Here is a 25,234-nt window from a genome sequence, read left to right as displayed (position 1 = left end):
AATCAATGAAATATCTTCGATCAATCAATCAGTAAAAATCCACACAAGTTGTTCTTCATAATCTCTTAATGATCTTCTCGATGCTTCGTCAGCATCAAGCTAGGTCGGCTATATTACGCTTTATTTCCATAAAGTCAACATGCAATGTTGATTTTATTTTCAAACCCATCTACTCAAAACAAACTCAATTAATCTTAAATCAATCAACCAAGCTATTGTTTTTCAACAAGTTTTTATCAACATCACCGCCGATGAATGTGCATTATAGGCCAAATATTTTGCCATGCAAGGCTTTTTGTAAAAGAAATATTTCGAGTGTTTATTTTATAAACCCAAAAATAGATAAACCACTGTTTTATCTTATAAATTTATTTTAGTAAAAATCTGTGAAATTCTTCAAAACACAATTACAAAACTTAAGCTACTGTTTTTTATATAATTATTACAATAAAAAAGTAAAAAGCAGAGCCTAAACCCTGCTTTTGGTTTAAATAAAGTTCAAATTAGAACTTCATACTGATACGCGCCCAATAGTTACGACCACTATTGTTAAACTGAACTTTTGCTGCACTACCAGTCCCATTTAAACCTAGTTTATTTAAATGTTCGCTATACGTTTTATCCAAAACGTTATCAACACCCACAGACACATCAACACTTTTATTGAGGTTATAGCTGCCATTTAAAGACAACACGCCAAAGCCACTGCTCTCTTTGAGGTCGTAACCTACGATATTACCTTCATATTTACTTATACGACTTTGACCATCGACTACACGTAATAATGCACCTAAAGTGTATCTATCTTGAACATAGCGCAGGTTTAAACGCCCTTCCAAAGGTGAAATTTGTGGCAACGGCGTATTGTCCGTAGTGTTTTCACCCCACGCATACATGGCACTCACATCAGCCTGTAAAGCATCGGTAAATTGATAAACAATACCAACTTCTGCACCTGCAATCGTTGCATCCACATTGCGAGTATGCGCCTCTAAAGGATTTTCTTTACTCTGAGGCTTGTTTTCATCTCTCAGTTTGTAATTCGTCAAAATATAATCATTAATTAAACCTGCATAAGCCGATGCCCAAGAGCTGAATGCACCATGTTCATGTTGATAGCCAAAGTCCAATTGAAGGGTTTTTTCAGTATCAATGTGATTAAACGTATTTTTATTTCCGTTACCCGACAGAGGACTAAACAATTCCCAATAATCAGGCATACGCTCTACATAGCCCAAACCGACATAAGTTTTAGCATCATGGTGCGGATGTTGATTTTCCAAACGAATAAAGCCACTTGGCAAAGTTTCTTTACGTTGTTGAGCTGTTTGCACTGCGTCTACTTCGACCTGATCAATACGTACACCTGTGACTAACTTATTTTGATCGTTGAATTGATAACCAAGTTCACCAAAGCCACCAAAAGATTGAAACTTCATATCTTTTAAACGAGGCAAAGCATAATGTGCAATATTATTTTCAGTATCTGTCTTACGAATAGTATGTTCATTATTCTGGCTATCAATACCAGTCACAAAATCTAATTTATCCCACTCATGGGTCACTGCCATACGTGCATTTAAAGTTTTACGTGTCACATTTGTTGCTGTTTCTTTAGGCATCATCATAGTTGGTTTAAATTGACGCAGACTATAGTTATCCATCACGTGATCATTAAAGCTATAGTTCATCTGTGCTTCAATTTTCTTAATCACATCGGTGATGTTTTTCTTTTCTACGCGTAAACCCAAACTTTCGCGGTCAAATTCAGAACCATCCATCATGCGGCCTGCATAAACCACTTCGGCATCACCACGACCACCTGTCAGTTCTAGCCAAGTGTTTTCATCGGGTGTCCAACCTAAAGCGACATCAGCATTCCAACGCTCCCAATCCGAAGGAACAGTTGTACCATTGCCATCTTTATAGCTGTCTGCTACAGAACGGTTGGCGTTTAAACGAATATATTTCTGCTCATCACCCGCAGCCGCTTCAACATTATGATCTAAACGGCCAAATGACCCCATCAAGACACTGGCTTGGCCACGATAGTTTTGACCTTCACCAAATTGCTCAGGCTTACGCTCAAACAATACCGTTGCTGCCGAACCTGTGTTGGCATATTGCACCGTTTGCGGGCCTTTAATGACGGTAATTTCATCAAAACTTTCTGGTGAAATATAAGAGGTTGGTGAATCCATACGACTCGGGCATGCACCTAAGTTTTCAGAACCATCGGTTAAAATTTTAATACGTGAACCAAACATGCCGCGGAAGGTCACATCACCATTGGTACCCGCACCACTGTTGACCGCACTAAAGCCGACGATGCTTTGTAAATAGTCTGCACCATCTGTGGCTGGAATCGGCTGAATGGGTTGTTTTGGATTAGCACGAACCACCAAACCATTAGCATCATTGCCCTGTTGTGCGGTTGCAACAATAGGCGCAAGGCTATGCGTATTTGCAGACAGCATACTTTGATCGGCAAACGCACTTGCTGAATAGCAGGCAACACAAACTGCAGCCGCAATGGGCTGTAATAAAAATTTAGGCTGAGCCATTTTATTTCTCACTTCAAAACATAAATACAGTTAGGGTCAAAGCAGACCCGAAAAACATTGAATTTATGCAAAGTGAGGTGGAGCACGTCCCTGCGGAAGTAAAAAGAGTTGCTGAAGTGCAAACCAAACGTGTTGAAAACGTTTTTGGAAAGCCAAAAGACGCACCTGAATGCGATCAAGCACTTCTTTAAGCTCTAATTCAGGTGGCAAGACCAAGTTGCCATAGACCGTACAATATTGACATTGGTGTGAAGCATCGTGATGATGATGTTCATGCTGTGCAGTCAGTTGTTGATCATTGGCTTGAGATGTAGATGAATGTGCAGCATGCGAAGAATTTGTATGCACGGCGTGGGCTTGTGGCAACAAAAGTGCACGCGTGATGGTTTCACAGACTGGCGCAACTTGATATTGCTCAGGCAGCAAAGGCTGTAAAAATACAGCAATCTGTAAAAAAACTGCGATAAATGAAAGCAGTAAGCCACTACGCAACAACAAAAACATCTATCCTGAATTTGTGTGGCGCAAGTATAACAAAGCCCAATCGAAATTGGGCTGATTTTTATGCTTTGGTCTAAACATGGACAACTAGATGGTTGTTTGTTTTAACGCTTCACAGCCACTTTTTCTTTCTGACGCTGACGTACTACTTTTTCCACTTTTTCACGGGCACGCTGTCTTTTGAGTGGTGATAAATAATCGACAAATAATTTACCATTTAAGTGATCCATTTCATGTTGGATACAAACAGCGAGAAGTTGATCTGCTTCTAGCTCAAAGGTTTGACCCTCAAGGTTAATCGCTTCAATTTTTACACGTGACGGACGCTCAACTTTGTCGTATATTTGAGGCACTGACAAACACCCTTCTTCATACGGTTGGGTCTCTTCAGTCAATGGGGTAACTTTGGGGTTAATGAAGACCATGGGTTGATCTTTATTTTCAGATAAATCCATGACAATCAGCTGAATATGATGATCGACCTGTGTGGCTGCCAGACCAATTCCTGGTGCGGCATACATCGTTTCAAACATATCTGCAGCCAGCTGACGAATTTCGTCGGTGACTTCTTCGACGGGTTTGGCAATGGTACGCAAACGGGGATCCGGGAAACTTAAAATAGGTAATAAGGCCATAGGACGTCCTCACTGATATGCCATTGATCAAAAAACCGAATGAAGGAATGCTTCATCAAAAAAATGTGTGTAAGATCGTTATTATAACGCAACTACATACATAATTTTAGGAATTATGATAATGAAAAAGGTTTTGACAGACACATCCTCTTTTCGTGTCTTGGGGTTTAAAAAGCAAGTTTTAGCACTCGCGGTATGTCTCACAGTGGGACTTAGTGCGATCAGTGTGGCTGAAGCAGCACCTGCACGAAACATCAATCCGCCTGCCTTAAAAGCCAGCGCACCAAATGTGTATGTGGTAAAAAAAGGCGATACCTTATGGGATATTTCCAAAAAATTCCTGAACAACCCATTACGTTGGCCTGAAATTTGGGCAAGTAACCGTCACGTAAAAAATCCACACTGGATTTTCCCAGGTGACCGTTTGTTGATGTGTACCTACGAAGGTCGCCCTATTATTGGTAAAGATGAAGGCGATGGCTGTGAAGGCATTATTCGTCGTTATGCAGGCAAGAGCACCAATTTACAGCCGCAAATTCGAGTGGAGTCTTTAAATAATACCATTCCTGTGATTCCACTTGACTACATCAAACACTGGTTAGAGCGCAGCAGCATTATTGCCGCAGATGCGTTACAAGGCACACCATATATTTTAGGTACTTCTGATCAACGTGTTTTAGCTGCTAAAGGTCAAAGTGTGTATGCACGTGGTGCAGGTCTGGAAGTAGGTCAACGCTACGGTGTATATCGTGAAGGCGAACCGTACATGCTGACCGATGCCAATGGTCAAAAATTCAATGCAGGCATTGAACTCACTCAAGTTGCTGCAGGTATTGCAGTACGTGGTGAAAATGACATCACCACACTTGAATTGACCGATACCTACAATGCCGAAGTGCGTCGTGGTGATCGCGTCTTACCAATTTATGACCCAATGCTGCCAACCTTGTTCTACCCAACGCATGCTGAAAATGTCAGCACAGGTGGTCAAGTGCTACGTGTGATGGGTTCGATTGGTACTGCAGCAAAACACAGTGTTGTGGCAATTGATCGCGGTACATTACATGGCGTGCAATCTGGTCATGTGTTTAGCGTAGCGCAAAAAGGCGAAGTGGTCACCGACCCGAAAACCAAAGAACGTGTTCAGCTTCCAGGCGAACGTATTGGCAATATCATGGTCTTCAAGAGCTTTGACCACATTAGCTACGCCTATGTCTTAGACAGCGAATTGCCTATTAAAGTCGGTGCGAGCTTACAAGCACCACGAATGGACGACTAAAACGGTTTAAGATGGTGATGTTGAATTCATTCAGCCCACAGCAAATCAACTACATTTTGTTGTGGTATTTGGTTCAACATTCACTGTCTAGTTTTTCCAAACTCGTACAACATTATGGTTCCGTGGCTGCCGCAGTGCAGCCCGAACACCTCCTCACATGGTCAGATGTGCGCATTCATGCCAACCATCTACAACGCGCCAAAGAATATCTCAGCCCAACAGGGCAACTCGCCTTTGAACAATGTCTGAATCAACTGCAACAGCAGTGCGATTTTATTCTAACTTTGGACGATGCGGACTATCCCAATCAGTTACGACCCTATTCCAACAAGCCACCCATTTTATTTGGGCAAGGCAATGCACAGGCTTTGTTGCAAGCGCAAATTGCGATTGTCGGCAGTCGCAAAGCCAGCCCGCATGGTCGGCAAGTGGCTTATGATTTTGCTTATTATTTAAGTGAACAAGGGTTCTTTATCAATAGTGGTTTGGCACAAGGTATTGATGAAGCCGCACATCAAGGTGCTTTGCAACATCAACGTACCATTGCAGTCATGGGCACAGGTTTGGACAGCACTTATCCAAGTGCACATCACAGCCTGCGCCAAAAAATTGTAGAATCTGGTGGTGCCGTGATTACGGAGTTTTTACCACAGACTAAGCCCTTACAGCAACATTTTCCACGACGTAACCGTATTGTCAGTGGACTAAGTTTAGGCGTGATTGTTGCTGAAGCCAGTTTAAATAGTGGCTCGCTGATTACCGCGAAACTGGCAGCAGAGCAAGGCAAATTAATTTTTGCCATTCCAGGACATATTTACAGTGAATTTCATCAAGGTTGCCACCAATTGATTCGTGAAGGTGCAATTTTAGTGGATCATCCTGAACAAGTGATTGAAGATTTAGCCCTACCCACCCAATGGCAATATCAACAAAACCAAATAGCATCAAGCCAAAATCAGACTACAGCAGCTTCAACAAAAGCAAAATTATCTACACCACCGACTGAAGCAATACTTCAAACCACCACAACAAAAACAGCAGATACAAGTACACCGCATATTCCCGAGCATTTATTGGCACTGTATCAACAACTGGATTGGGTCGGACAAAGCATCGATCACTTGGCACAGCAACTGAATTTAGATATTGCCACACTCACCAGCGCATTAATGGAACTGGAACTCATGGGCTTCTGTTTACAACAATCAGGTTTATATCTGCGTTGTCGTCCACTCAAATAAGGTTCACAATAAGCGCCTATTTCACGTTTCTGTTTAGGTAAAACTCCCATGATTACAACTTCTGTCACCGAAGCCGCTGCATGTCTACAACAAGGACAGGTACTGGCCTATCCTACAGAGGCGGTTTGGGGATTGGGATGTGATCCATATAATCAACAGGCATTTTTGGAAATTTTGCGTCTGAAACAGCGTCCGATTGAAAAAGGTGTGATTTTACTGGCAGGACATCTGTCACAAGTAGAGCATTTGCTGCAGGATTTAAACCCCGAAATGCGAGATCGCGTAATTGCGTCATGGACGAATACTTATCCCACAGATCGAGCAACCACCTGGCTATTACCCAGCACAGCCGCAATTCCAGAGTGGATTACAGGTCAACACCCCAAAGTAGCGGTGCGCGTAACCAATCATCCTTTATGTATGGCGTTATGCCATGCCTTTGATGGCTTTATTGTATCGACCAGTGCCAATCCTGCGGGACTTGCCCCTGCACGCTCTTTGCAAGAGACAACGCAATATTTCCATCAACAATTGCACTACTTAAATGGTGATTTGGGTTTAAGCCAGCAACCTAGCCGTATTTTAGATGCAGAGAGTGGGGCAGTGATTCGCGCCTAGCTTTAGACAAATTTTAGTTGACATCCTCCCCGACCTAAAGGACGGAGATTCCTACTGCTAGACGCTCATGCCCGAGCGCAAGAATATTCAGTGCGGAATTTACATCCCGATCATGGAGCGTACCACACTCCACACACTGCCATTCTCTTATTCCAAGTCCTGCTCTACCTTCCGGACTACTGGAGCGTGAGCCACAGCACGAACAAGTTTGGGTGGTATAGGCTTCATTGACTTCTTCATAACATACCCCTGCGTTCTCGCATTTATACTTGAGCATGGTTCTTAGTGTTGTCCAACTGGCATCTAGCACTGATTTAGCCAATCTGGTTTGTGCTAATGCTTTGGCATTCACATTGCCAACGAAGATGGCTGCATGTTCATTCACCAATTTTCGGCTGAATTGATGCAGCATGTTTTGTCTTACATTTTTAATCTTGGCATGGATGGCTTTGACACGTTTCTTATTTTTTGCACGTTGAGCAATACCAAGTTTTTGTTCATATTGCCGATAGATTTGAGGTGCTTTAAGTTTTACGCCATCTGAACAAGTCGCTAAATCTTTTAAACCTAAATCTATGCCAATTGAGGTTTTAGCGTTGTTTTTTTCTATTTTGACTGCATCAACTACAAGACAAACATACCAACGTCCACGACTATCTTCTACGAATGTGCCTGTTTTGATATTGTATTGACTTAATCCGTAACTATCCCATAGTTTAAATTGATGCTTGCCATATTCAACATAGCCATCAGCATATTTGATTGCAACCTTTTTAAACGGTATCCAACCCAGTGAACGTATAGCTGATTTTTTATTACTGACACGCCATTTTAGTTTTGCTTTTTTGAACTGCTTGCGTCTTGTGACCAATTCTTCTGTCACTGCCTGAATAGTTTGACTGTGCAAGTTGCATTCTTTCGATGTGCCTTTCGTGTATTTGCAATGTCGTATGCTGAAAAGAATTGTTGTTTACGTTGTAGATGCTTAAAACACAAATCATTGACATAATTCCAGACAAAATTTACTTCGGATGCTAACTGATTTAGCACCTTGCAATGTTTGTCTTTTATGCGTAATTTGAGTGTCTTCATCCAATTATTTTAACAGTATTTTTCTTAATAGTGACTATAGTACAAGTATTTAAAACGACATTTCGTGTCGTTCATATGGTTTACTCCAGTCGCTTATATCCTCGTGCTGAACCACGAGGTTTTACGCTCCAGTGGATAAAAAAAAGCTCAACCATATAGGGATGGTTGAGCATAAAAAGGATGTGTATAAAAGCACATCCAGAGGGTTTGAAAATCTTGCTGCAAATGATATTTCACTGATTATTGAATACAGTGGATCATTTTCAGTACGTGAATTATGGAGTAATTTAGTCGACTATACAAATAGATTTTTCCTATTAATCCAAGACAAATATTCAATGAAAGATTCATCTTTTTTTCTTAACAATTTAAATTATCTTACTATTTTTACAATTATTTTAGAAAAATTAAAAAAACTGTCATAATTCATAACACTCAATACTGTATAAATTTTGAATAAAAGGCATTTTAAATACACCTTTATGTGATCAAAAAAACACCAATTAAACTCAACTTTTTGCTTGAATGTGTACGCGTGCTTTCATTTGTGCCAACACAATACCCGTTAAAATAATCAATCCACCGATACTGTGATAACTCCCCCACACTTCTGCCAACCAAAAATATGCAATGATGGCCGTAAAAACAGGCATCAAATTCATAAAAATACTGGTGCGATTCGGTCCTAAATATTGAACAGCCAACATCCATACCAAAGGCGCAATAATTGAAGGAAATATACCTGCATACAGCACACTTAAACCATTTTGACTATTTAAGTGATCTAAGCCGAACCACAAAATAAATGGCAGATGGTAAAGTAAGGCGAATATAATTTGCACATAAAGACTCAGCATGAGCGGCAATTTTAAATTCCATTTCTTTAAAAACACCCCATAAAAGGCGTAAAAAAATACCGCCAAAACCATGAGCATATCGCCCGCATGTCCTGTCAGCTGACTGAGTTGACGCAAATCTCCTTGTGCAATCACATACAACAAACCCGAAAATGAAATAATGCAGCCCAAAACCGCAAATCGTGTCGGAATGTCTTTTAAGATCAGCAATGAAACCAAAACCGTAAACATGGGAATAAACGCATTAATAATGCCCATATTGGTTGCAGTGGTGTAATTGGCTGCGGTATAGCTTAGACCTTGATACAGCACCAAACCAAAAGCACTAAGCACTGCCAACTGTTTCAAATGTGGACGAATCAACTCACGCTGCTGCCAAACTTTGGGCAATATCCACGGGGTTAAAATCAGAAAAGCAATCAACCAGCGATAAAAACTGATACTGACGGGTGAAATATACTCCGCCACATACCTCGTTACTGCAATATTTAAAGACCAAATCAATACCGCAATCAATGGCAATAAAATTGCCCAAAATACGCCTTTATCTGACCGTATCATGTATTCATCATCCTTGTTGTACCAAACAGCATACCTGCTGTGAAACCCTTTTCTATAACTGACTTGTGATGCAAAGTGCTAAAAACCCAGTGTCTATTTATGGCACTTTTCGCTCGATTTATCCATCAATAAAATAAAATGCAGATACGAATTACATTTTTCTGCGCAATATCACGGCTATGCGGGATTCCATCAGTGTCGTAAATTTCTTTGCTATAAAACTTGCTGTACCCAAAAATTACAGTTACAACAGTAGCGGTAAAATACAGATTCTAGGAAGCAACTATGCGCACTTCAGTTTATGACATTGCAGTAAAAACCAATCAGGGTACGGAAACCACATTAAATCAATATGCAGGAAAAGTGTTGTTGATCGTGAACGTGGCATCAAAATGTGGCTTAACCCCGCAATACGAAGGCTTACAGCAACTCTACGCAGCAAAACAGGCACAAGGCTTAGAAATTTTAGCCTTTCCATCGAATGATTTCTTGGCACAAGAACCGGGCAGCGATACAGAAATTCAGGAATTTTGCTCACTGAATTATCAGGTGAGTTTTCCATTGTTTGCTAAAATTCCAGTCGTGGGTGCAGAAAAACATCCTCTCTACACGGCTTTAACGCAAGCAATTCCTGAACGTATTGGTGAAGGCCCATGGTGGAAAGATTTGGTTGATTACGGCTTAACCCCAAATGAACCACCTGAAGTATTGTGGAACTTTGAAAAGTTTTTGGTGAATAAACAAGGTGAAGTGGTGGCGCGTTTTGCCCCAGATTTAACCGCAGATGACCCGCGCATTGTAGAAGCGATTGAGGCTGAATTGGCTAAATAATTTTTTATTCAGCAAGTTAAAGAGTTCTTTCATAAATTCTCTTTAAATCAATAATTCAGCTCCCTCATCCTCTTGCGGAATATATTCCTCATCCTGAGCCATATATGGCGCAAGAGAAGGGACTATCAATATCAATTCGACGCATTACTTATGATCATTTTTCTTTTATGAAAGAAGTGTAATTCATAGGAGTTTCTTTAAAACTCCTATTTTTTTTGATTTAGACAAAAAAATTAAGATTTGTTATTGCTTTGCAACAATCTGTTTTTTATTCATATTTTCGTTTTATATTCATTCTCAATGAGTACCAAAAATCACATGAATATGAAAAATGTATCTTCGAAGACACTACTTCCGTTTGCACTATTGAGTTCTGCCTTGCTACTCAGCGCCTGTGATCAAATGAACACGCCGCAAACGCAAACAACTAATCAAGATGATTCCAGCGCATCATCCAACAGCAATACAAACCCAACCAACGCTCCATTAAGCAGTGGCAATATGTTCTATATTGTGCGCGATGTGGCTGATCTACAGCTCAAAGCAGGTCAATATGTCGAACAACTGAATCAAACCAAGTCTGAATTGCAAACCGCTGTAGATGCGCAAGATCCACAACAATTACAAATTGCAGCGACTCAATTACAACAGCAGTTACAAGGCTTCAATCAAACACTAAGCAGCCTAGACTTAAAAACACAGGAAATTGATACCATCCGTCAAAACTTATTGGCTGCCAATCAGCAAGTTTTGGCTTCACCATTTTTAAATGGACAAGTCGATTTAAGCAAAGTGGACTTTAAGAAACTGGAACAGCAAATGGGGAGTATTCAAGCTGAAATGCTAAAACTGGCGGGGATGATTTTACAAGGTGAGTCAAATCAGCCTACTGAAACTACCAATACAGCATCTTAAGCAAAGATAAGGCTTCAATTCCAAACAGCATAAAAAAAGCCACTCTTTCGAGTGGCTTTTTTCAATCTTAAACCGACAATTAAAGTGCGCGGTTTTTGATTTTGCGGATGGTTTCCAACTGTGCAGCAGTTTCTGCCAAAGCAGCCAAAGCAGCAGCAGAGTCCAAATCGCTCTTTTGATTTGCCAACAATTGTTCAGCGTGTTTACGCGCTTCAATAATTGCCGCTTCATCTAAGTTTTCTGCACGAACTGCAGTATCTGCAAGAATCGTAACAACATGCGGTTGAACTTCTAGAACGCCACCAGATACATAGATTAATTCTTCTGTACCATTTTCCAGCAGAACGCGGATTGCACCCGGCTGAAGCAAAGTTACCAGTGGTGCGTGACCCGGCATAATACCGAGTTCACCGCCAGCACCTTTTGCAATTAGCATAGTCACAGTGCCCGAGTACAAAGACTCTTTTACACTTACAACATCACATTGCATAGTCGCCATGAGAATCTCCTAAATTAGAGCTGCTAATTAAAGTTTCTCGGCTTTAGCAATCACTTCGTCAATACCACCAACCATATAGAACGCTTGTTCTGGGATATGATCGTATTCACCAGCTAGAAGACCTTTAAAGCCACGAATTGTATCTTTAAGCGGTACAAGTTTACCAGGCGCGCCAGTAAATACTTCAGCTACGTGGAACGGTTGAGAGAAGAAACGTTGGATCTTACGTGCACGGTATACAGTAAGTTTGTCTTCTTCTGACAATTCGTCCATACCAAGAATTGCGATAATGTCTTTCAATTCTTTATAACGTTGAAGAACGTTTTGAACTGAACGAGCAATTTCGTAATGCTCAGTACCAACAACTAATGGATCTAACTGACGTGAAGTTGAGTCTAGTGGATCGATCGCAGGGTAAATACCTTGAGATGCAATATCACGGCTCAATACTACAGTTGCGTCTAAGTGCGCGAACGTTGTAGCAGGTGATGGGTCAGTCAAGTCATCGGCAGGTACGTATACAGCTTGAATAGATGTAATCGAACCAGACTTAGTTGAAGTAATACGTTCTTGAAGAACACCCATCTCTTCTGCAAGTGTAGGCTGATAACCTACTGCAGATGGCATACGACCTAGAAGTGCTGATACTTCAGTACCTGCTAGTGTATAACGGTAGATGTTGTCTACGAACAATAATACGTCACGACCTTTACCGTTCTCATCTTTTTGATCACGGAAGTACTCAGCCATAGTCAAACCAGTTAACGCTACGCGTAAACGGTTACCAGGCGGCTCGTTCATCTGACCGTAGACCATTGCTACTTTGTCAAGAACGTTAGAGTCTTTCATTTCGTGATAGAAGTCGTTACCTTCACGAGTACGCTCACCAACACCAGCGAATACAGATAAACCTGAGTGCGCTTTAGCGATGTTGTTGATCAACTCCATCATATTTACGGTTTTACCAACACCCGCACCACCGAACAGACCAACTTTACCACCTTTCGCGAACGGGCAAAGTAAGTCAATGACTTTAATACCAGTTTCTAAAAGGTCAGTAGAAGCCGCTTGTTCTGCATAAGAAGGCGCTTGACGGTGAATTGGTAAACGCTCTTCAGTTGCAACTGGACCAGCTTCGTCGATAGGGCGACCAAGAACGTCCATGATACGACCAAGTGTCGCTGTACCTACTGGTACAGAGATTGGCGCGTTAGTGTTAGTTACGTTCAAACCACGCTTAAGGCCTTCAGTAGAACCCATTGCAATAGTACGAACTACGCCATCACCAAGTTGTTGCTGAACTTCTAATGTAGTTTCAGTACCGTCAACTTGGAGAGCGTCATAGATCTTAGGAACGCTGTTGCGTTCAAACTCGACGTCGATAACCGCGCCGATGATCTGAATGATACGACCGCCACTCATTGCTGTCTCCTCAATTCAAACTAATAATGTTAAACGGCAGCGGCACCACCAACGATTTCAGAAATTTCCTGAGTAATCGCGGCTTGACGCAGCTTGTTATAAATAAGTTGTAGGCTCTTGATCAGTTCACCTGCGTTATCTGTTGCAGCTTTCATTGCAACCATACGCGCAGACTGTTCACATGCGATGTTTTCAATCACACCTTGATAAACCATAGACTCGATGTAACGAACCAATAAACCATTTAACAGCTCTTCAGCTTCTGGTTCATAGATATAATCCCAACCGTATTGACGGTTAAGAGTCTTGTTTTCTTCAGCAGATGCTAAAGGAACAAGTTGTTCGATTTTCTGATCTTGAGTCATGGCATTGACAAAGCCGTTTGACACGAGGTAAATGCGATCTAACTCGCCTTTATCGTACGCATCTAACATCACTTGCACAGAGCCAGATAACTGTTCAAGACTTGGCGCGTCACCTACGTTTGTAGTTGCACCAAGCACTTTACCGCCGTAGTTTTTAAAAAACGAAACCGCTTTTTGACCAATTAAAGCAAACTGAACTTCAATTGACTGCTCTTGTTGTTGCTGTACATGCTTTACAACTTTCTTGAACAAGTTAATGTTCAAGCCACCTGCCAAACCACGATCTGAAGACACGATGATATAACCAACGCGTTTTACAGGGCGTTCAATCATATAACGGTGTTTGTATTCAGGGTTCGCCTGTACCAAATGAGCAATTACACGGTGCATATTTTCGGCATACGGACGGCCTTGAGCCATGCGCTCTTGCGCACGACGCATCTTAGAAGCAGCAACCATTTGCATCGCGCGAGTAATCTTTTGCGTGCTCTTGATACTAGCAACTTTGGCGCGAATTTCTTTTAAATTTGCCATACGCTTAACCTAGTATTCGAAAGCCCTTTCAGGCTTCCGAAGGTTGATTCCGTGAACCAAACCCCTAACTAGCCAATGCTAAATTAGTAAGTTTGAGTCGCTTTAAAGCTTTCAATACCTGCTTTGATTGCAGCTTCGATGTCTTTGTTGAAATCACCAGTTTCATCGATTTGTTGCATTAACGCAGCATGTTCTGAACGGAAGTAAGAAATTAACGCAGCATCAAAGTCTACGATTTTCTTCACTTCTACGTCAGCCATGTAGCCTTCGTTAGATGCATAAACTGAAACAGCTTGGTCAGCAATTGAGTATGGCGCATATTGTTTCTGCTTCATTAACTCAGTTACACGTTGACCATGTTCAAGTTGCTTACGAGTTGCTTCGTCAAGGTCAGAAGCGAACTGAGCAAACGCTGCCAATTCACGGTATTGCGCCAAAGCGGTACGGATACCACCAGACAATTTTTTGATGATCTTAGTTTGAGCAGAACCACCAACACGCGATACAGAAATACCCGCGTTCACAGCAGGACGGATACCCGCGTTGAATAATGATGTTTCTAAGAAGATCTGACCATCTGTAATCGAAATTACGTTGGTTGGTACGAATGCAGATACGTCACCTGCTTGAGTTTCAATAATCGGCAATGCAGTTAAAGAACCAGTTTGACCTTTAACTTCACCGTTAGTGAATTTCTCAACGTAGTCAGCAGATACACGAGAAGCACGCTCAAGTAGACGCGAGTGTAGATAGAACACGTCACCTGGATACGCTTCACGACCTGGTGGACGACGTAAAAGCAATGAAATTTGACGATACGCAACAGCTTGCTTAGACAAGTCATCATAAATGATTAACGCGTCTTCACCACGGTCACGGTAGTATTCACCCATTGTACAACCAGAGTACGGAGCTAAATACAGCATTGCTGCTGGATCAGATGCACCTGCTGCGACAACAGTGGTATACGCCATAGCGCCAGTTTCTTCTAGCTTACGTACTACGTTTGCGATAGTCGATTGTTTTTGACCAATTGCTACGTATACACACTTAATGCCAGAGTTTTTCTGAGCGATGATCGCATCGATCGCCATTGCTGTTTTACCAGTTTGACGGTCACCAATGATCAACTCACGTTGACCACGGCCTACAGGGATCATGGTATCAACTGATTTATAACCAGTTTGAACAGGTTGATCCACTGATTGACGCCAAATTACGCCTGGTGCTACTTTTTCTACAGCATCAGTTAATTTTGCATCAATAGGGCCTTTACCATCAATTGGGTTACCCAAAGCATCTACCACACGGCCTAAAAGTTCTGGACCAACCGGAACTTCTAATACACGACCTGTGCAACGTGCTTTTTGACCTTCTTGAAGGCTTAAGTAGTTACCTAAAACAACGACGCCCACTGAATCCTGTTCTAGGTTCAGTGCCATACCAAATAAGCCGCCGTCGAATTCGATCATTTCACCGTACATTGCATCAGCAAGGCCGTGAATGCGCACAATACCGTCGGATACCATAACAATGGTACCTTCGTTTTTAGCGGTCGCGCTGGTGTCCAGATCGCCGATACGCTGTTTAATGAGCGCACTGATCTCGGATGGATTCAGTTGTTGCATTGCGCTATACCTCAATCTTTTATTAGTTCAGTCTTCGCAATTAAGCTAAAAGACGTGTCCGCATTTTTTCAAGCTTGTTAAGCGCAGAATCATCTATCACTTGGTCGCCTGCACGAATAACCACACCCGCAATTAACGCTGGGTTCACTTCTACAGAAACATTTACTGCCGCAGCGAAACGTTTTTCTAACGCTTGAGCAAGAATTTGTTCTTGTACAGAAGTCAATGGGAATGCTGATTCAATCACAACATCCACAGTATTGTTATTCTGTGATTTGAGCTGTTCGTATTCTGCTTGAATTTCAGGAAGCAAAGCCAAACGGTTGTTTTCAGCAAGCAATGTCAAAAAGTTTGACACTGCTGCAGTTTGGTCTTCACCTAAAACTTTGGCAAAAATACTCACCTGCTCAGCAGGCGTAAGCTCAGGGCGATTTAAGTAAGCTGAAAATGCTTCGTCTTGCACCGCAGCACTGAGCAAGTTAAGTGCTGTTGACCAATTGTCAGTTGCACCTTGCTCAGAAGCGTAAGCAAATGCTGCTTTAGCGTATGGGCGTGCCAACGTCAAGAGTTCAGCCATAATCTGCCTCTCTCTTAAAGTTTAGCAGCCAGCTGAGTCAGCATGGCATTGTGAGCTTCTGCGTCAACTTGCTGGCTAAGAATTTTCTCTGCACCAGTTACTGCAAGCGCAGCTACTTGTTGACGTAATTCTTCGCGAGCAGAATTGATTTCTGTATCAACAGCTTCTTTCGCTTGTTGACGAATACGCTCACCTTCAGCAGATGCTTGGGTACGCGCTTCTTCTACCAATTGTGCTGCACGACGATTCGCTTGTTCGATCAATTGAGCCGCTTGTGCTTTAGCTGCATCTAATTCAGCTTTCACTTGAGCTTGCGCATCGGCAAGATCAGCTTTGGCTTTCTCAGCTGCATTTAAGCCGTCAGCAATACGACGCTGACGCTCACTAATCGCATTGATTAGTGGTGGCCATACAAACTTCATGCAGAATGCGACGAAAATCGCAAATGCAATCGCTTGGCCAAACAATGTGAGGTTGATATTCATTGCAAATTCCTCAAATAGTGAATTTCGGAATTAAGCTGATTAACCTACAAATGGATTAGCGAAGATGAAGAACAAGCCAATACCAACACCGATCATAGGCACAGCATCAAGAAGACCTGCGATTAAGAACATACGAGTTTGAAGTTGTGGAGCCAATTCTGGTTGACGAGCAACAGCTTCAAGGAAGCGACCGCCTAAAAGACCAAAACCAATCGCAGTACCTAAAGCACCGAAAGCGATCAAGATAGCAGATGCAATTGCAACTAGACCTAAAGTGAGTTCCATGATAATTCCTCAGAGGTTAGGTTTTATACCAAATTAAGTTAAAAAATTGTGTGCCCAACCGCCCGATGACAGTTAGGCCATACCATTAATGCTTTTCGCTTGCCATGCTCATGTACACGATAGTCAACATCATGAAAATGAATGCTTGTAGCGTAATAATCAAAATGTGGAAAATCGCCCAAGGCACAGACAATGCCCACTGGATCCAGAACGGTAATAACGCGATAAGAATGAAGATTAACTCTCCCGCATACATGTTACCGAACAGTCGTAGAGCCAATGAAACTGGTCGCGCCAAGAAAGTAGTCAATTCCAACAATAAGTTGAATGGAATTAAAAGCACTTTAGCAACTGGATTACTTGGGTTGAATGGGTTAAGTGCCAACTCACCAACGAAGCCGCCAACACCTTTCTCACGAATACTATAGAAAATAATTAAGAAGAATACAGAAATAGACATACCTAAGGTAATGTTTGGATCTGTAGTCGGAACAATTTTAAAGTAAACCTGATGAGGGTCCACACCCAGCATAGATGCAATCGCCTGTTGAGCTACATAAGGAATAAAGTCAACAGGGATCAAATCCATCAAGTTCATGAGGAAAATCCACACGAAAATGGTTAATGCTAAGGGTGCAATTAATCGAGACTTCCCATGGAAGGTATCACGTACACTTGAATCCACAAACTCGATAATCACTTCAATTACTGACTGGAATTTACCAGGCACGCCTGAATTTGCAGCTTTCGCAACAATCCAGAACAATAAACAGAAGATCAGACCAAGTCCGATAGACCAACCCATTGAATCCAAGTGAATAGCAGTGAACCCCATCTGTTGAGCTTCTTCAGCAGACTCAGCCAACTTCCATGAACCGTCTGGCATTTTGCCATAGGTCATATTGGTCAAGTGATGCTTGATATACTCGGTCGAAGTAAGGGCATGTTCTTCAGCAGCCATAAATCACACCTGGTCAATGTAAAAAAACTAATAGAACAAACGAACATCGCGTGCTGCTTGATATCTCGCCTATTCCTGAAAAACTTTTCAATTTTTGCTGCGTTTAGACTCGTTTTTGTAATCGTGACACCCAAAATGGCGCAACCCACGACATGCTTTGAACGAGCATAAAACCACAAAACAATGCCACCGGGGATAACGGCTGTACATTGCTTAAAATTAAAATGAATCCTACGATCACGATTGCAAACTTACCGAGCATTCCTCTATACATGTTCGAAAGAACCTGTCTGGACGCTCGTGCACCTGCTGCTCGAAACGACTGCCATGAAAAATAACAACTTGCCAACCAACAAACACTAGCACCAAGTGCAGCGCTTAAGGCAGCCGTTGAGTCTTTCAAGACCCACGCTATCAGGGCTGAAACTGGAATCATGAATGCTTGTAAGAAGACCAAAGCTTTAGCTAATCGTCGGTCAATCAAGCGACTAGTTCGGCTCATTTTTTTATCCACTCACAGCATTAATGCTTGACAAGTTCAACTGATGATCGTTTTTTATCGCAGGCATTATAGAGTTAGCCCCCTGAACATGCAATCGTTTCCCGACCTTAGTCGTGTTTTTTTGCATGTTTGTCTCGGAATTGTCATATTTCAATTTTGCTTAAAAAACGCATCATTTTCGTGCATTTAATACACAAGCCTTGGTTTGCTTGGCTAATTGCTGCCACGCTTGCACAAAATCATCTGCACCGCGCATGCTTTCATCGACCTTTTGAAACACAATTGGATTCAATTTCATATACTGATTTTTACTGGCATGTCCTTCTGCAAGTAGGCACATTTTTGGATTTGGTCGGTGATCGTTCAAATATTTAATTTGTGCGACTGTTGGCGCAATATGCGGATCATTGGTCATCGACCCAGAAAATTCTAAATTTAAGGCACGTTCTAAATATTGATAGGCATCGTGATAAGCCCAATATGGCTGTACTGCAGTTTGAGTCTGAAACTGACTTGCACTTTTGAATAAACTCTGTGCGAAGGCACGTGCGTTATTCCAATAAGCATCGCGATGTTCAGGCATTTGCTGAGAACGTAACGCGGCAATAAAGAAGCCGATACGCACCGCATTGTTTGGGTCTAGCCAGACATGGCTGTCTACTGTATTTTTTAATGCTGCACCACGTTCTGAACGCTGCGGCAAAGTTTTCATAATGCCCGTATCTAATAAAGCAATCGCTTTAGGATTTTGATGTAATACACGTTCTAGCGGTGCTTCATGCGCCTTACCTAGCCAAATAATTAAATCCGCATCTTGGATGATTTTTCGATGTGCAGGCGTGAGCGATACATCATGCCCTGTTTGATCTGCCAGTAATAACGTGGGTGTTTCGATATTTTGCGTGACTTTTTGGGCAATCAAATAGATAGGATGGGTAGACACCACCAAAGCCTGCGCCATGCTGACAGTACTGCATAACGCTAAAAGACAGAAACTAAATAAACGAAACATTGCGGCATATCACGAAAAATCGACAAATGTTATAATATAACAAATTTATAAAAATACCTACGTATAATCGAAACTAATAACGCTTCATGCTAAGATTTACTGTCGTTTTTCTTTTAAAGTTCAACTGGGGTGGCTATGAGCTTATGTTCGCACGAGCATCACAATGCATTACATGGCGTTCACGACCATCACAATGTCGATCAACGTCTTGCCGAAGCTGAAAGTTTATGTGCGGCAACAGGTGCTCGTTTAACACCGCTACGTAAAGAAGTGTTGGAACTCATTCTCAAGGCATCTGCACCAATGGGTGCTTATGATTTATTGGCGAAAATTAAAAGTGAGTCTGATCGTCCTGCAGCACCGCCAACGGTGTACCGTACTTTAGATTTTTTACTGGAAAAAGGACTAATTCACCGTTTGACTTCAATCAATGCCTATATTCCTTGCTGTCATCCACGTGAAGGACACCAAGCGGCTTTTTTAATCTGTACTGAATGTAAAGTCGTTAAAGAAGCTTCAGCGCAAGGTTTATTAGAGCAATTAGATCAGTTGGCAGCCTCTGACCGCTTTAGCCCGCATCACAGCATTATTGAGATTTCTGGAAAATGTCAGCAGTGCAACAGCAAATAACCACTGCACCGCTCATCGCCTTGCACAATATTCAGGTGCGAATAGATGAGCGCGATATTTTAAAAAATGTCGATTTTGAATTACATGCACGTGAAATTGTCACGCTAATTGGCCCCAATGGCGCAGGAAAATCGACTCTAATTAAAGTCTTGCTTGGCATTGTCAAACCAAATGCAGGCAAGCTCGTAAATGCTCGCAAATTGACCTTTTCTTATGTGCCGCAAAAGTTTAATCCTTCACACAGCTTGCCTTTAAGAGTGAAAGATTTACTGGCTTTAGAAAAATGCCCAGACGCAATTAAAGCAGAAATTATCCGCGATACTGGCATTGCCAAACTGCAAGATTCAAAAGTACAACAACTGTCTGGTGGTGAGCGGCAACGGGTGCTATTGGCACGCGCCTTATTACGTCAACCTGATGTTTTGGTACTGGATGAGCCGATGCAAGGACTAGATATTCAGTCCGAAGCTGAACTGTATGACTATGTGCGCAACTTACCGAGCAAATATGGCTGTGCGGTGTTGATGGTGTCGCATGATTTGCAATGGGTCATGCAAGGTACGCATCGTGTGGTATGTTTAAATAAACACATTTGCTGTAGCGGTTTGCCCGAAAATGTACAGCAACATCCTGAATACCAAGCTATTTTTGGAACCAATCGGGTGTTTTATCAACATCACCATGAACACTGCGCCCATGGCGATCATGCCGAGCCTTGTCAGCATGATTCACGTCCTCATATTCACCCTGAACCGGAAGCTTAACCCATGATGGATTGGCTACAATTGCTGTTACCTGCATGGATCATGGGCAGTTTATTGGTATTTTTGACCGCCCCACTTGGCTGTTTAATGCTGTGGCGACGTATGTCCTTTTTTGCCGATACGATGGCGCATGGCACCTTATTGGGTGTGGCGATTGCAGGCGCGTTGAGTTTACCTCTGTGGATGGGTGTGACCTTCTTGGCATTATTATTGGTGGGTGTTTTGTGGATTTTACATGATCCACGGTTGCCGAATGATGCATTATTGGCGCTCTGCTCTGCGACCTTGCTCTGTTCAGGGTTGCTCTTTATTCAACATATTCCAAGTTTGCGTCCTGAGTTGCTGAGCTATTTATTTGGTGATTTACTCACCATTTCATGGGCAGATTTACCTGTATTTGCCCTAGTGATTATTGTTGCTTTAGCGGTGCTGTATAAATTTTGGCAGGCACAAATTCAAATTGCAATTGACCCTGATATTGCGGTCAGTGAAGGCGTGAATGCCCAATGGCAACGCCTGATTTTTATGTTGTTGTTGGCATTATTTACCGTATTGGCTTTACGTGCAGTCGGTTCTTTATTGATGGGCGCATTGTTGGTGATTCCCGCTTTAACCGCACGTTTATTGGCTCACTCGCCTAAACAAATGGTGATTTGGGCATTTATTGTGGCGCAAATTGCAGTCAGCGTAGGTTTATGGTCAAGTGCGGGCTTAAATATTTCGACAGGTTTAAGTATTGTGATGACTATGGCGATCATTTTTGCGGTGATTTTTAGCGTTCAAAAAGTCAGAACCATGGCTTAGTTTTTCGTTAATGAGTATCTATATTTTTGTATTGCAGCAATGAGCATTACGACTAAAAGTGGCAGCATATACGCTATCCACAGTGCTATATCACTATGAATCACTTGCTGTAAAAGACTCAATTGCTGCTGACCTTCTGAAATAGCATTCCAATCTATCTTTTGTAGATAAAACATTGCATGAATGGCAATCAACAACACAGCTGTGATATTAATCAACACCACACTTTGCCACACCGTATGTTTAAAATAAGTTTGCAAGGCGGCAAATACAAAAGAAAAAATTAAATTGATACTCAAGTGTGCCATCAAAGCAATTGGCCAAAACACGCGATCTACTGAAAACTGAATTGCTAATCCAATTGCAATTAAAGTTGAAAAACTCAAAAGCAACATGCTAATCCAACAATGTTGCCAATAACGTGCTCGCGGTATACCTTTAATTTTCAACGTATATCTCAATCTATTTTTTTATAATTACAACATACACTTTTGTTTAATTGAAGACATTACTGATGCACCAAACTTAACAAAAAAGCAGTGCCTGCAAACAATGCAGCAAAAGTACGATTCATGACTTTTTGCTGCTTCGGTGATCTTAACAAACGTAAAACTTTTGCAGCCAAGCCCGTATAGCCCGCCATCACAATCAAATCAATACTAATCATGGTCAACGCCATAATTGCATATTGCGTCCATTGTGGTTTAGATAAATCTAAAAATTGCGGTAAAACTGCCAATAAAAACACAATTGCTTTGGGATTGCTCATATTGACCAGAAATCCGTACATCACCAATTTTCCAGCAGATTTTCGCGTCAGCTCATGCTGAATTTCAATTGACTGTGTAGGCGCTGCCCATTGCAAATACGCCAAATATAACAAATACGCCACACCAAACCATTTCACAATCAGAAATGCCCAAGGCGTTGTCGCAAATAATACTCCTGCCCCTGCGGCTACAATCGCGATTTGCAATAATAAGGCCAGTTGTAGACCAATCGCATTCCAATAACCATGTCGAAAACCATAATTCAAACCACTCGACATAGATGCTATTGCACCCGCGCCAGGTGAAACACTAATCACCCAACAGGCCAACATAAACGCAATCCAAACTTGATAAGACATATATCGCCGCTTTTCACAAGACAGTGCATTATATGATATTTCACTTAATCTCATGACTAAAAACGTGGAATAAAAATCGGGTTGAGGCTATTAAGCCTACATACAATCAGGCACAATAAAGTCAACTTTATAGAAAACAACAAATTTTCAGGAGCTATACATGACTGCCCAATCTGTAATTTTGCCACTACCTTCAGATCATGCTCGCTTTCTTGTACTTCGTTTAAAAGACTTAAGCATTACTGAGTTAAAAGAAAAATTGGCTGACTTGTTTAGCACACGGGATCGTTTGATTACCCAACATCCACATGCCCAAATTAAAACTGGCGTTGCTTTTGGTCCTGAACTTTGGGCACAACTCTATGAGCAATCTCCAGATGGTTTTAAACAATTACAACCGATTCAAGGGGCGTACCCAATGCCTGTCGTGCCTGCCGATGTGATTATTCATCTCGCGAGTGCCCGTTCAGATATTTGCTTTGCGCTCAGTCAGGCCTTTTTTGAGGGGATCCAAGACAAAATTGAAGTGTTGGATGAACGGGTCTGTTTCCGTTATTTTGATGGACGCGACATGACGGGATTTATTGATGGTACCGAAAACCCACAATTTCCAGATGATCGTGCCGAAGTTGCACTTTTAGGGGAAGATGCAGGCGTGTTTGCCGATGGTTCTTTTATTTTTGCACAGCGCTATTGTCACGATTTAGAAAAATGGAAAAAGCTCAAAGTCGATGCCCAAGAACACGTGATTGGACGCACCAAACTTGAATCGATTGAATTAGACGAAGATGTACAACCTGAAAATTCGCACGTTTCACGTACAGTCGTTGAAGATGATGCAGGCGATGAAATGGAAATTTTGCGCCACTCTTTACCTTATGGTGATGGCAAGGGCGATCAGGGTTTATTCTTTATTGCTTATACCAAAGATTTGAGCATTATTGATGCCATGTTAGAACGTATGTTTGGTACTTCAGGTGATGGCATCCATGACCGTTTATTGCACTTTGTGACTGCCATGGATGGCGCATATTACTTTGCCCCAAGTGAGGAGCTGCTAGAAGAAGTTTTGGAAGGTTAAGATAAAGAGGCCGACGAGAGTCGGCTTCTTGATTTTATTAAATGCAATTAATACCCTTTGCATCTAAATTTATTTTATTAAAAACTGTTGTCTTTTTAGTTTTTAAATTTAAATATTCTGCTTCATACAAGATATAGCCTTGTGACATAAACCTGTATTGTCCATTCACTTTATTGTCAATAATCTCTTGTACTGTCCTATAAATTTCAGGCTTGGCGTTATCCCCCATATCCACTTCTTCAATCCTTAAAGTCGTAGATAGTTCAATTTTTTTCATGAATGGATAATACATAATTGAATTTATATTAGGATATTCACTAGGCACCAATAGAACAGATTTGCTACCACTACTAAAACAATAGTAATCTTTTTCTGAAGAATAAACCTGTGTACAAGAAACTAAAATAAATAACAAAATAAAGAAAATTCTCATAATTCTTTTAACCTTTTTTCAGCAAATAATTTCGCAGCATTCGCCGTATAACCATAACGCTTTCGACTCACTATCTGCCCACCTTCTTTTTTAGTACCAAATGGAAAGGTTGTCGTTTTAGTCATTTCAAGAAAACGCATATATCCTTTTTTTGCTTCGTTTAAATTTTTAATTTTTCCCTTTTTTTTACCTAGTGGATCATTCCATAGTCCCCAACCAAAGCTTTCACCACTTTTATTCTGCGCAATAGAACTTTCCTCAAAACTCAAATATGAGTCCAACGTGGCTATTATTTTTTTATTAAGATATCCACATTCTTTAATATTGAAAGCGGAAATAGCTCTTTTTAAGTAGTTCTCTCTATCATCGAAACCATTATATCCCCCATTAATTAAAGAGCATGTGGCTATCAAATCATTATTTAGTGCATAAGGAGTTAAGCCACCTGATTTAGAATGAAGCCAATACCACACCGCCGAACCTACCGCATGTTTTTTCTCCTTAGCAATACGTACTTTATTGGCTCCTAGAAAGTTCTCATTAATAGCTTTACCATATCCCTCATAATTTGATTTATAGGTAATTTGCATTAGGCCCCTACCTTTATATCCATCATAAACCTCACTTTCCGACTTTCCTCCTAGCCCTTCCTCCATAAGTCTATAACCCGCAGTTTCATGTAATGTATGTGCGATAAAATGTGCTTTTTCTAAACACCTATTCATACTTAATTTTTTAAATTGTTGATTCAAATCATTTAAAAAACTTAATGCAGTCGAAGTATTTGTAATCTTCTTAAATTCTTCTACAGTGATATCTCTATTACAAGCACACTCTGCGTTATCTATTCTTTTATTTATGGTTGGCTTATCCTGATTAGTGTTACCTTTAACGACATCCACAGGTAATCCTCCCTAAAAATAATTGAGTTTAAAAGTAGAAAATCGAATAACCTTGATTTAAGGAGATTTTCTATGAAAACATCTAAGTATTCAGACAGCTTGATCATGAGTATCTTGAAGCAAGCTG

General features: G+C 41.3%; 28 protein-coding genes and 1 pseudogene. 10 read left to right on the top strand and 19 right to left on the bottom strand.

The window, feature by feature from the left end:
• Positions 1-503 precede the first annotated feature (503 nt).
• The 3 genes from FTU39_RS12965 to def form a co-directional block, all read right to left on the bottom strand.
• Positions 504-2,564 (bottom strand): TonB-dependent copper receptor, encoded by a 2,061-nt coding sequence (locus FTU39_RS12965; protein WP_180052259.1) that lies wholly within the window; start codon positions 2,562-2,564, stop codon positions 504-506.
• A gap of 63 nt (positions 2,565-2,627) precedes the next feature.
• Entirely contained in the window at positions 2,628-3,068 is a 441-nt protein-coding gene (locus tag FTU39_RS12960; RefSeq protein ID WP_373424839.1) for a DUF2946 family protein, read from the bottom strand.
• 101 nt (positions 3,069-3,169) lie between these two features.
• A complete protein-coding gene (def, locus tag FTU39_RS12955) occupies positions 3,170-3,700 on the bottom strand; it encodes a peptide deformylase (RefSeq protein ID WP_154321169.1) in 531 nt (176 codons plus the stop codon).
• A 121-nt stretch (positions 3,701-3,821) separates the two neighbouring features.
• Here def and FTU39_RS12950 point away from each other — a divergent pair, with 121 nt between their 5' ends.
• Genes FTU39_RS12950 through FTU39_RS12940 form a run of 3 tightly spaced genes read left to right on the top strand, consistent with a single transcriptional unit; the run spans position 3,822 to position 6,838 of the window.
• Positions 3,822-4,979, top strand: coding sequence for a LysM peptidoglycan-binding domain-containing protein (locus tag FTU39_RS12950; RefSeq protein WP_154321170.1), 1,158 nt, complete (start codon positions 3,822-3,824; stop codon positions 4,977-4,979).
• A 17-nt stretch (positions 4,980-4,996) separates the two neighbouring features.
• Positions 4,997-6,220 carry a DNA-processing protein DprA gene (gene dprA, locus FTU39_RS12945; protein ID WP_004970117.1) on the top strand — a complete coding sequence of 408 codons (1,224 nt, stop codon included), beginning with the start codon at positions 4,997-4,999 and terminating at the stop codon, positions 6,218-6,220.
• A gap of 48 nt (positions 6,221-6,268) precedes the next feature.
• Positions 6,269-6,838, top strand: a complete 570-nt coding sequence (locus tag FTU39_RS12940) for an L-threonylcarbamoyladenylate synthase (RefSeq protein ID WP_004970120.1) — start codon at positions 6,269-6,271, stop codon at positions 6,836-6,838.
• Between the two features lie 34 nt (positions 6,839-6,872).
• On the opposite strand, the pseudogene FTU39_RS12935 reads toward FTU39_RS12940, so the two are convergent.
• Positions 6,873-7,930: pseudogene (locus tag FTU39_RS12935) on the bottom strand (RNA-guided endonuclease InsQ/TnpB family protein).
• A 131-nt stretch (positions 7,931-8,061) separates the two neighbouring features.
• Between FTU39_RS12935 and FTU39_RS12930 the strand changes: the two are divergent.
• Positions 8,062-8,355, top strand: a complete 294-nt coding sequence (locus FTU39_RS12930) for a hypothetical protein (RefSeq protein ID WP_004970123.1) — start codon at positions 8,062-8,064, stop codon at positions 8,353-8,355.
• A gap of 84 nt (positions 8,356-8,439) precedes the next feature.
• Here FTU39_RS12930 and FTU39_RS12925 read toward each other — a convergent pair whose 3' ends face one another.
• Positions 8,440-9,348 (bottom strand): DMT family transporter, encoded by a 909-nt coding sequence (locus FTU39_RS12925; RefSeq protein WP_096902732.1) that lies wholly within the window; start codon positions 9,346-9,348, stop codon positions 8,440-8,442.
• 285 nt (positions 9,349-9,633) lie between these two features.
• On the opposite strand from FTU39_RS12925, the gene FTU39_RS12920 reads away from it, so the two are divergent.
• Both FTU39_RS12920 and FTU39_RS12915 read left to right on the top strand, forming a co-directional pair.
• Positions 9,634-10,179 carry a glutathione peroxidase gene (locus tag FTU39_RS12920; protein ID WP_004970127.1) on the top strand — a complete coding sequence of 182 codons (546 nt, stop codon included), beginning with the start codon at positions 9,634-9,636 and terminating at the stop codon, positions 10,177-10,179.
• 324 nt (positions 10,180-10,503) lie between these two features.
• Positions 10,504-11,094: a hypothetical protein gene (locus tag FTU39_RS12915; RefSeq protein WP_136144381.1), complete on the top strand. Its 591-nt coding sequence runs from the start codon at positions 10,504-10,506 to the stop codon at positions 11,092-11,094.
• Positions 11,095-11,173: 79 nt separating this feature from the next.
• Here the strand turns inward: FTU39_RS12915 and FTU39_RS12910 are convergent, their stop codons facing one another.
• From FTU39_RS12910 to FTU39_RS12865, 10 genes are all read right to left on the bottom strand, one after another.
• A complete protein-coding gene (locus FTU39_RS12910; protein ID WP_004970132.1) occupies positions 11,174-11,593 on the bottom strand; it encodes a F0F1 ATP synthase subunit epsilon in 420 nt (139 codons plus the stop codon).
• A gap of 27 nt (positions 11,594-11,620) precedes the next feature.
• Complete coding sequence (gene atpD, locus FTU39_RS12905) at positions 11,621-13,015, bottom strand: F0F1 ATP synthase subunit beta (protein ID WP_004970134.1); 1,395 nt, start codon at positions 13,013-13,015, stop codon at positions 11,621-11,623.
• Positions 13,016-13,044: 29 nt separating this feature from the next.
• Complete coding sequence (atpG, locus tag FTU39_RS12900; protein WP_004970136.1) at positions 13,045-13,914, bottom strand: F0F1 ATP synthase subunit gamma; 870 nt, start codon at positions 13,912-13,914, stop codon at positions 13,045-13,047.
• 83 nt (positions 13,915-13,997) lie between these two features.
• Positions 13,998-15,542, bottom strand: coding sequence for a F0F1 ATP synthase subunit alpha (atpA, locus tag FTU39_RS12895; RefSeq protein WP_004970138.1), 1,545 nt, complete (start codon positions 15,540-15,542; stop codon positions 13,998-14,000).
• A 40-nt stretch (positions 15,543-15,582) separates the two neighbouring features.
• A complete protein-coding gene (locus tag FTU39_RS12890) occupies positions 15,583-16,119 on the bottom strand; it encodes a F0F1 ATP synthase subunit delta (protein ID WP_004970141.1) in 537 nt (178 codons plus the stop codon).
• A 14-nt stretch (positions 16,120-16,133) separates the two neighbouring features.
• A complete protein-coding gene (locus tag FTU39_RS12885; RefSeq protein WP_004970142.1) occupies positions 16,134-16,604 on the bottom strand; it encodes a F0F1 ATP synthase subunit B in 471 nt (156 codons plus the stop codon).
• A 39-nt stretch (positions 16,605-16,643) separates the two neighbouring features.
• Positions 16,644-16,889 carry a F0F1 ATP synthase subunit C gene (gene atpE, locus FTU39_RS12880; protein ID WP_000424060.1) on the bottom strand — a complete coding sequence of 82 codons (246 nt, stop codon included), beginning with the start codon at positions 16,887-16,889 and terminating at the stop codon, positions 16,644-16,646.
• A gap of 85 nt (positions 16,890-16,974) precedes the next feature.
• The gene (gene atpB, locus FTU39_RS12875; protein ID WP_004970145.1) at positions 16,975-17,850 is read right to left on the bottom strand and encodes a F0F1 ATP synthase subunit A; all 876 of its coding nucleotides are present in this window, start codon (positions 17,848-17,850) and stop codon (positions 16,975-16,977) included.
• Between the two features lie 103 nt (positions 17,851-17,953).
• Positions 17,954-18,352, bottom strand: coding sequence for an ATP synthase subunit I (locus tag FTU39_RS12870; RefSeq protein WP_004970147.1), 399 nt, complete (start codon positions 18,350-18,352; stop codon positions 17,954-17,956).
• Positions 18,353-18,524: 172 nt separating this feature from the next.
• Complete coding sequence (locus FTU39_RS12865; RefSeq protein ID WP_104852883.1) at positions 18,525-19,364, bottom strand: metal ABC transporter solute-binding protein, Zn/Mn family; 840 nt, start codon at positions 19,362-19,364, stop codon at positions 18,525-18,527.
• Positions 19,365-19,499: 135 nt separating this feature from the next.
• Between FTU39_RS12865 and FTU39_RS12860 the strand changes: the two genes are divergently transcribed.
• The 3 genes from FTU39_RS12860 to znuB are packed head-to-tail and all read left to right on the top strand — an operon-like array spanning position 19,500 to position 21,562.
• Positions 19,500-19,994, top strand: coding sequence for a transcriptional repressor (locus FTU39_RS12860; RefSeq protein ID WP_004970151.1), 495 nt, complete (start codon positions 19,500-19,502; stop codon positions 19,992-19,994).
• Entirely contained in the window at positions 19,970-20,758 is a 789-nt protein-coding gene (gene znuC / locus FTU39_RS12855) for a zinc ABC transporter ATP-binding protein ZnuC (protein ID WP_131261255.1), read from the top strand. Before FTU39_RS12860 ends, znuC begins: the two co-directional genes overlap by 25 nt.
• Before the next feature lie 3 nt (positions 20,759-20,761).
• Positions 20,762-21,562 carry a zinc ABC transporter permease subunit ZnuB gene (gene znuB / locus FTU39_RS12850; protein WP_167845687.1) on the top strand — a complete coding sequence of 267 codons (801 nt, stop codon included), beginning with the start codon at positions 20,762-20,764 and terminating at the stop codon, positions 21,560-21,562.
• Here the strand turns inward: znuB and FTU39_RS12845 are convergent.
• Both FTU39_RS12845 and FTU39_RS12840 read right to left on the bottom strand, forming a co-directional pair.
• Entirely contained in the window at positions 21,559-22,011 is a 453-nt protein-coding gene (locus tag FTU39_RS12845) for a hypothetical protein (protein WP_180052257.1), read from the bottom strand. The two genes, znuB and FTU39_RS12845, sit on opposite strands and share 4 nt — an antisense overlap.
• Positions 22,012-22,070: 59 nt before the next feature.
• Complete coding sequence (locus tag FTU39_RS12840) at positions 22,071-22,691, bottom strand: LysE family transporter (RefSeq protein WP_180052256.1); 621 nt, start codon at positions 22,689-22,691, stop codon at positions 22,071-22,073.
• Positions 22,692-22,851: 160 nt separating this feature from the next.
• Between FTU39_RS12840 and FTU39_RS12835 the strand changes: the two genes are divergently transcribed.
• Complete coding sequence (locus FTU39_RS12835; RefSeq protein ID WP_180052255.1) at positions 22,852-23,772, top strand: Dyp-type peroxidase; 921 nt, start codon at positions 22,852-22,854, stop codon at positions 23,770-23,772.
• A 37-nt stretch (positions 23,773-23,809) separates the two neighbouring features.
• On the opposite strand, the gene FTU39_RS13905 is transcribed toward FTU39_RS12835, so the two are convergent.
• Together FTU39_RS13905 and FTU39_RS12825 are read right to left on the bottom strand one after the other, a co-directional pair.
• Positions 23,810-24,049, bottom strand: coding sequence for a hypothetical protein (locus FTU39_RS13905; RefSeq protein WP_180168693.1), 240 nt, complete (start codon positions 24,047-24,049; stop codon positions 23,810-23,812).
• Positions 24,050-24,201: 152 nt separating this feature from the next.
• A complete protein-coding gene (locus FTU39_RS12825) occupies positions 24,202-25,107 on the bottom strand; it encodes a glycoside hydrolase family 19 protein (protein ID WP_180052254.1) in 906 nt (301 codons plus the stop codon).
• Positions 25,108-25,234: the final 127 nt, after the last annotated feature.

It is taken from the genome of Acinetobacter sp. YH12099 (assembly GCF_013419195.1).
In the GTDB taxonomy this organism is placed as follows: Bacteria; Pseudomonadota; Gammaproteobacteria; order Pseudomonadales; family Moraxellaceae; genus Acinetobacter; species Acinetobacter towneri.
This window is presented reverse-complemented; position numbering and strand designations above follow the sequence as displayed.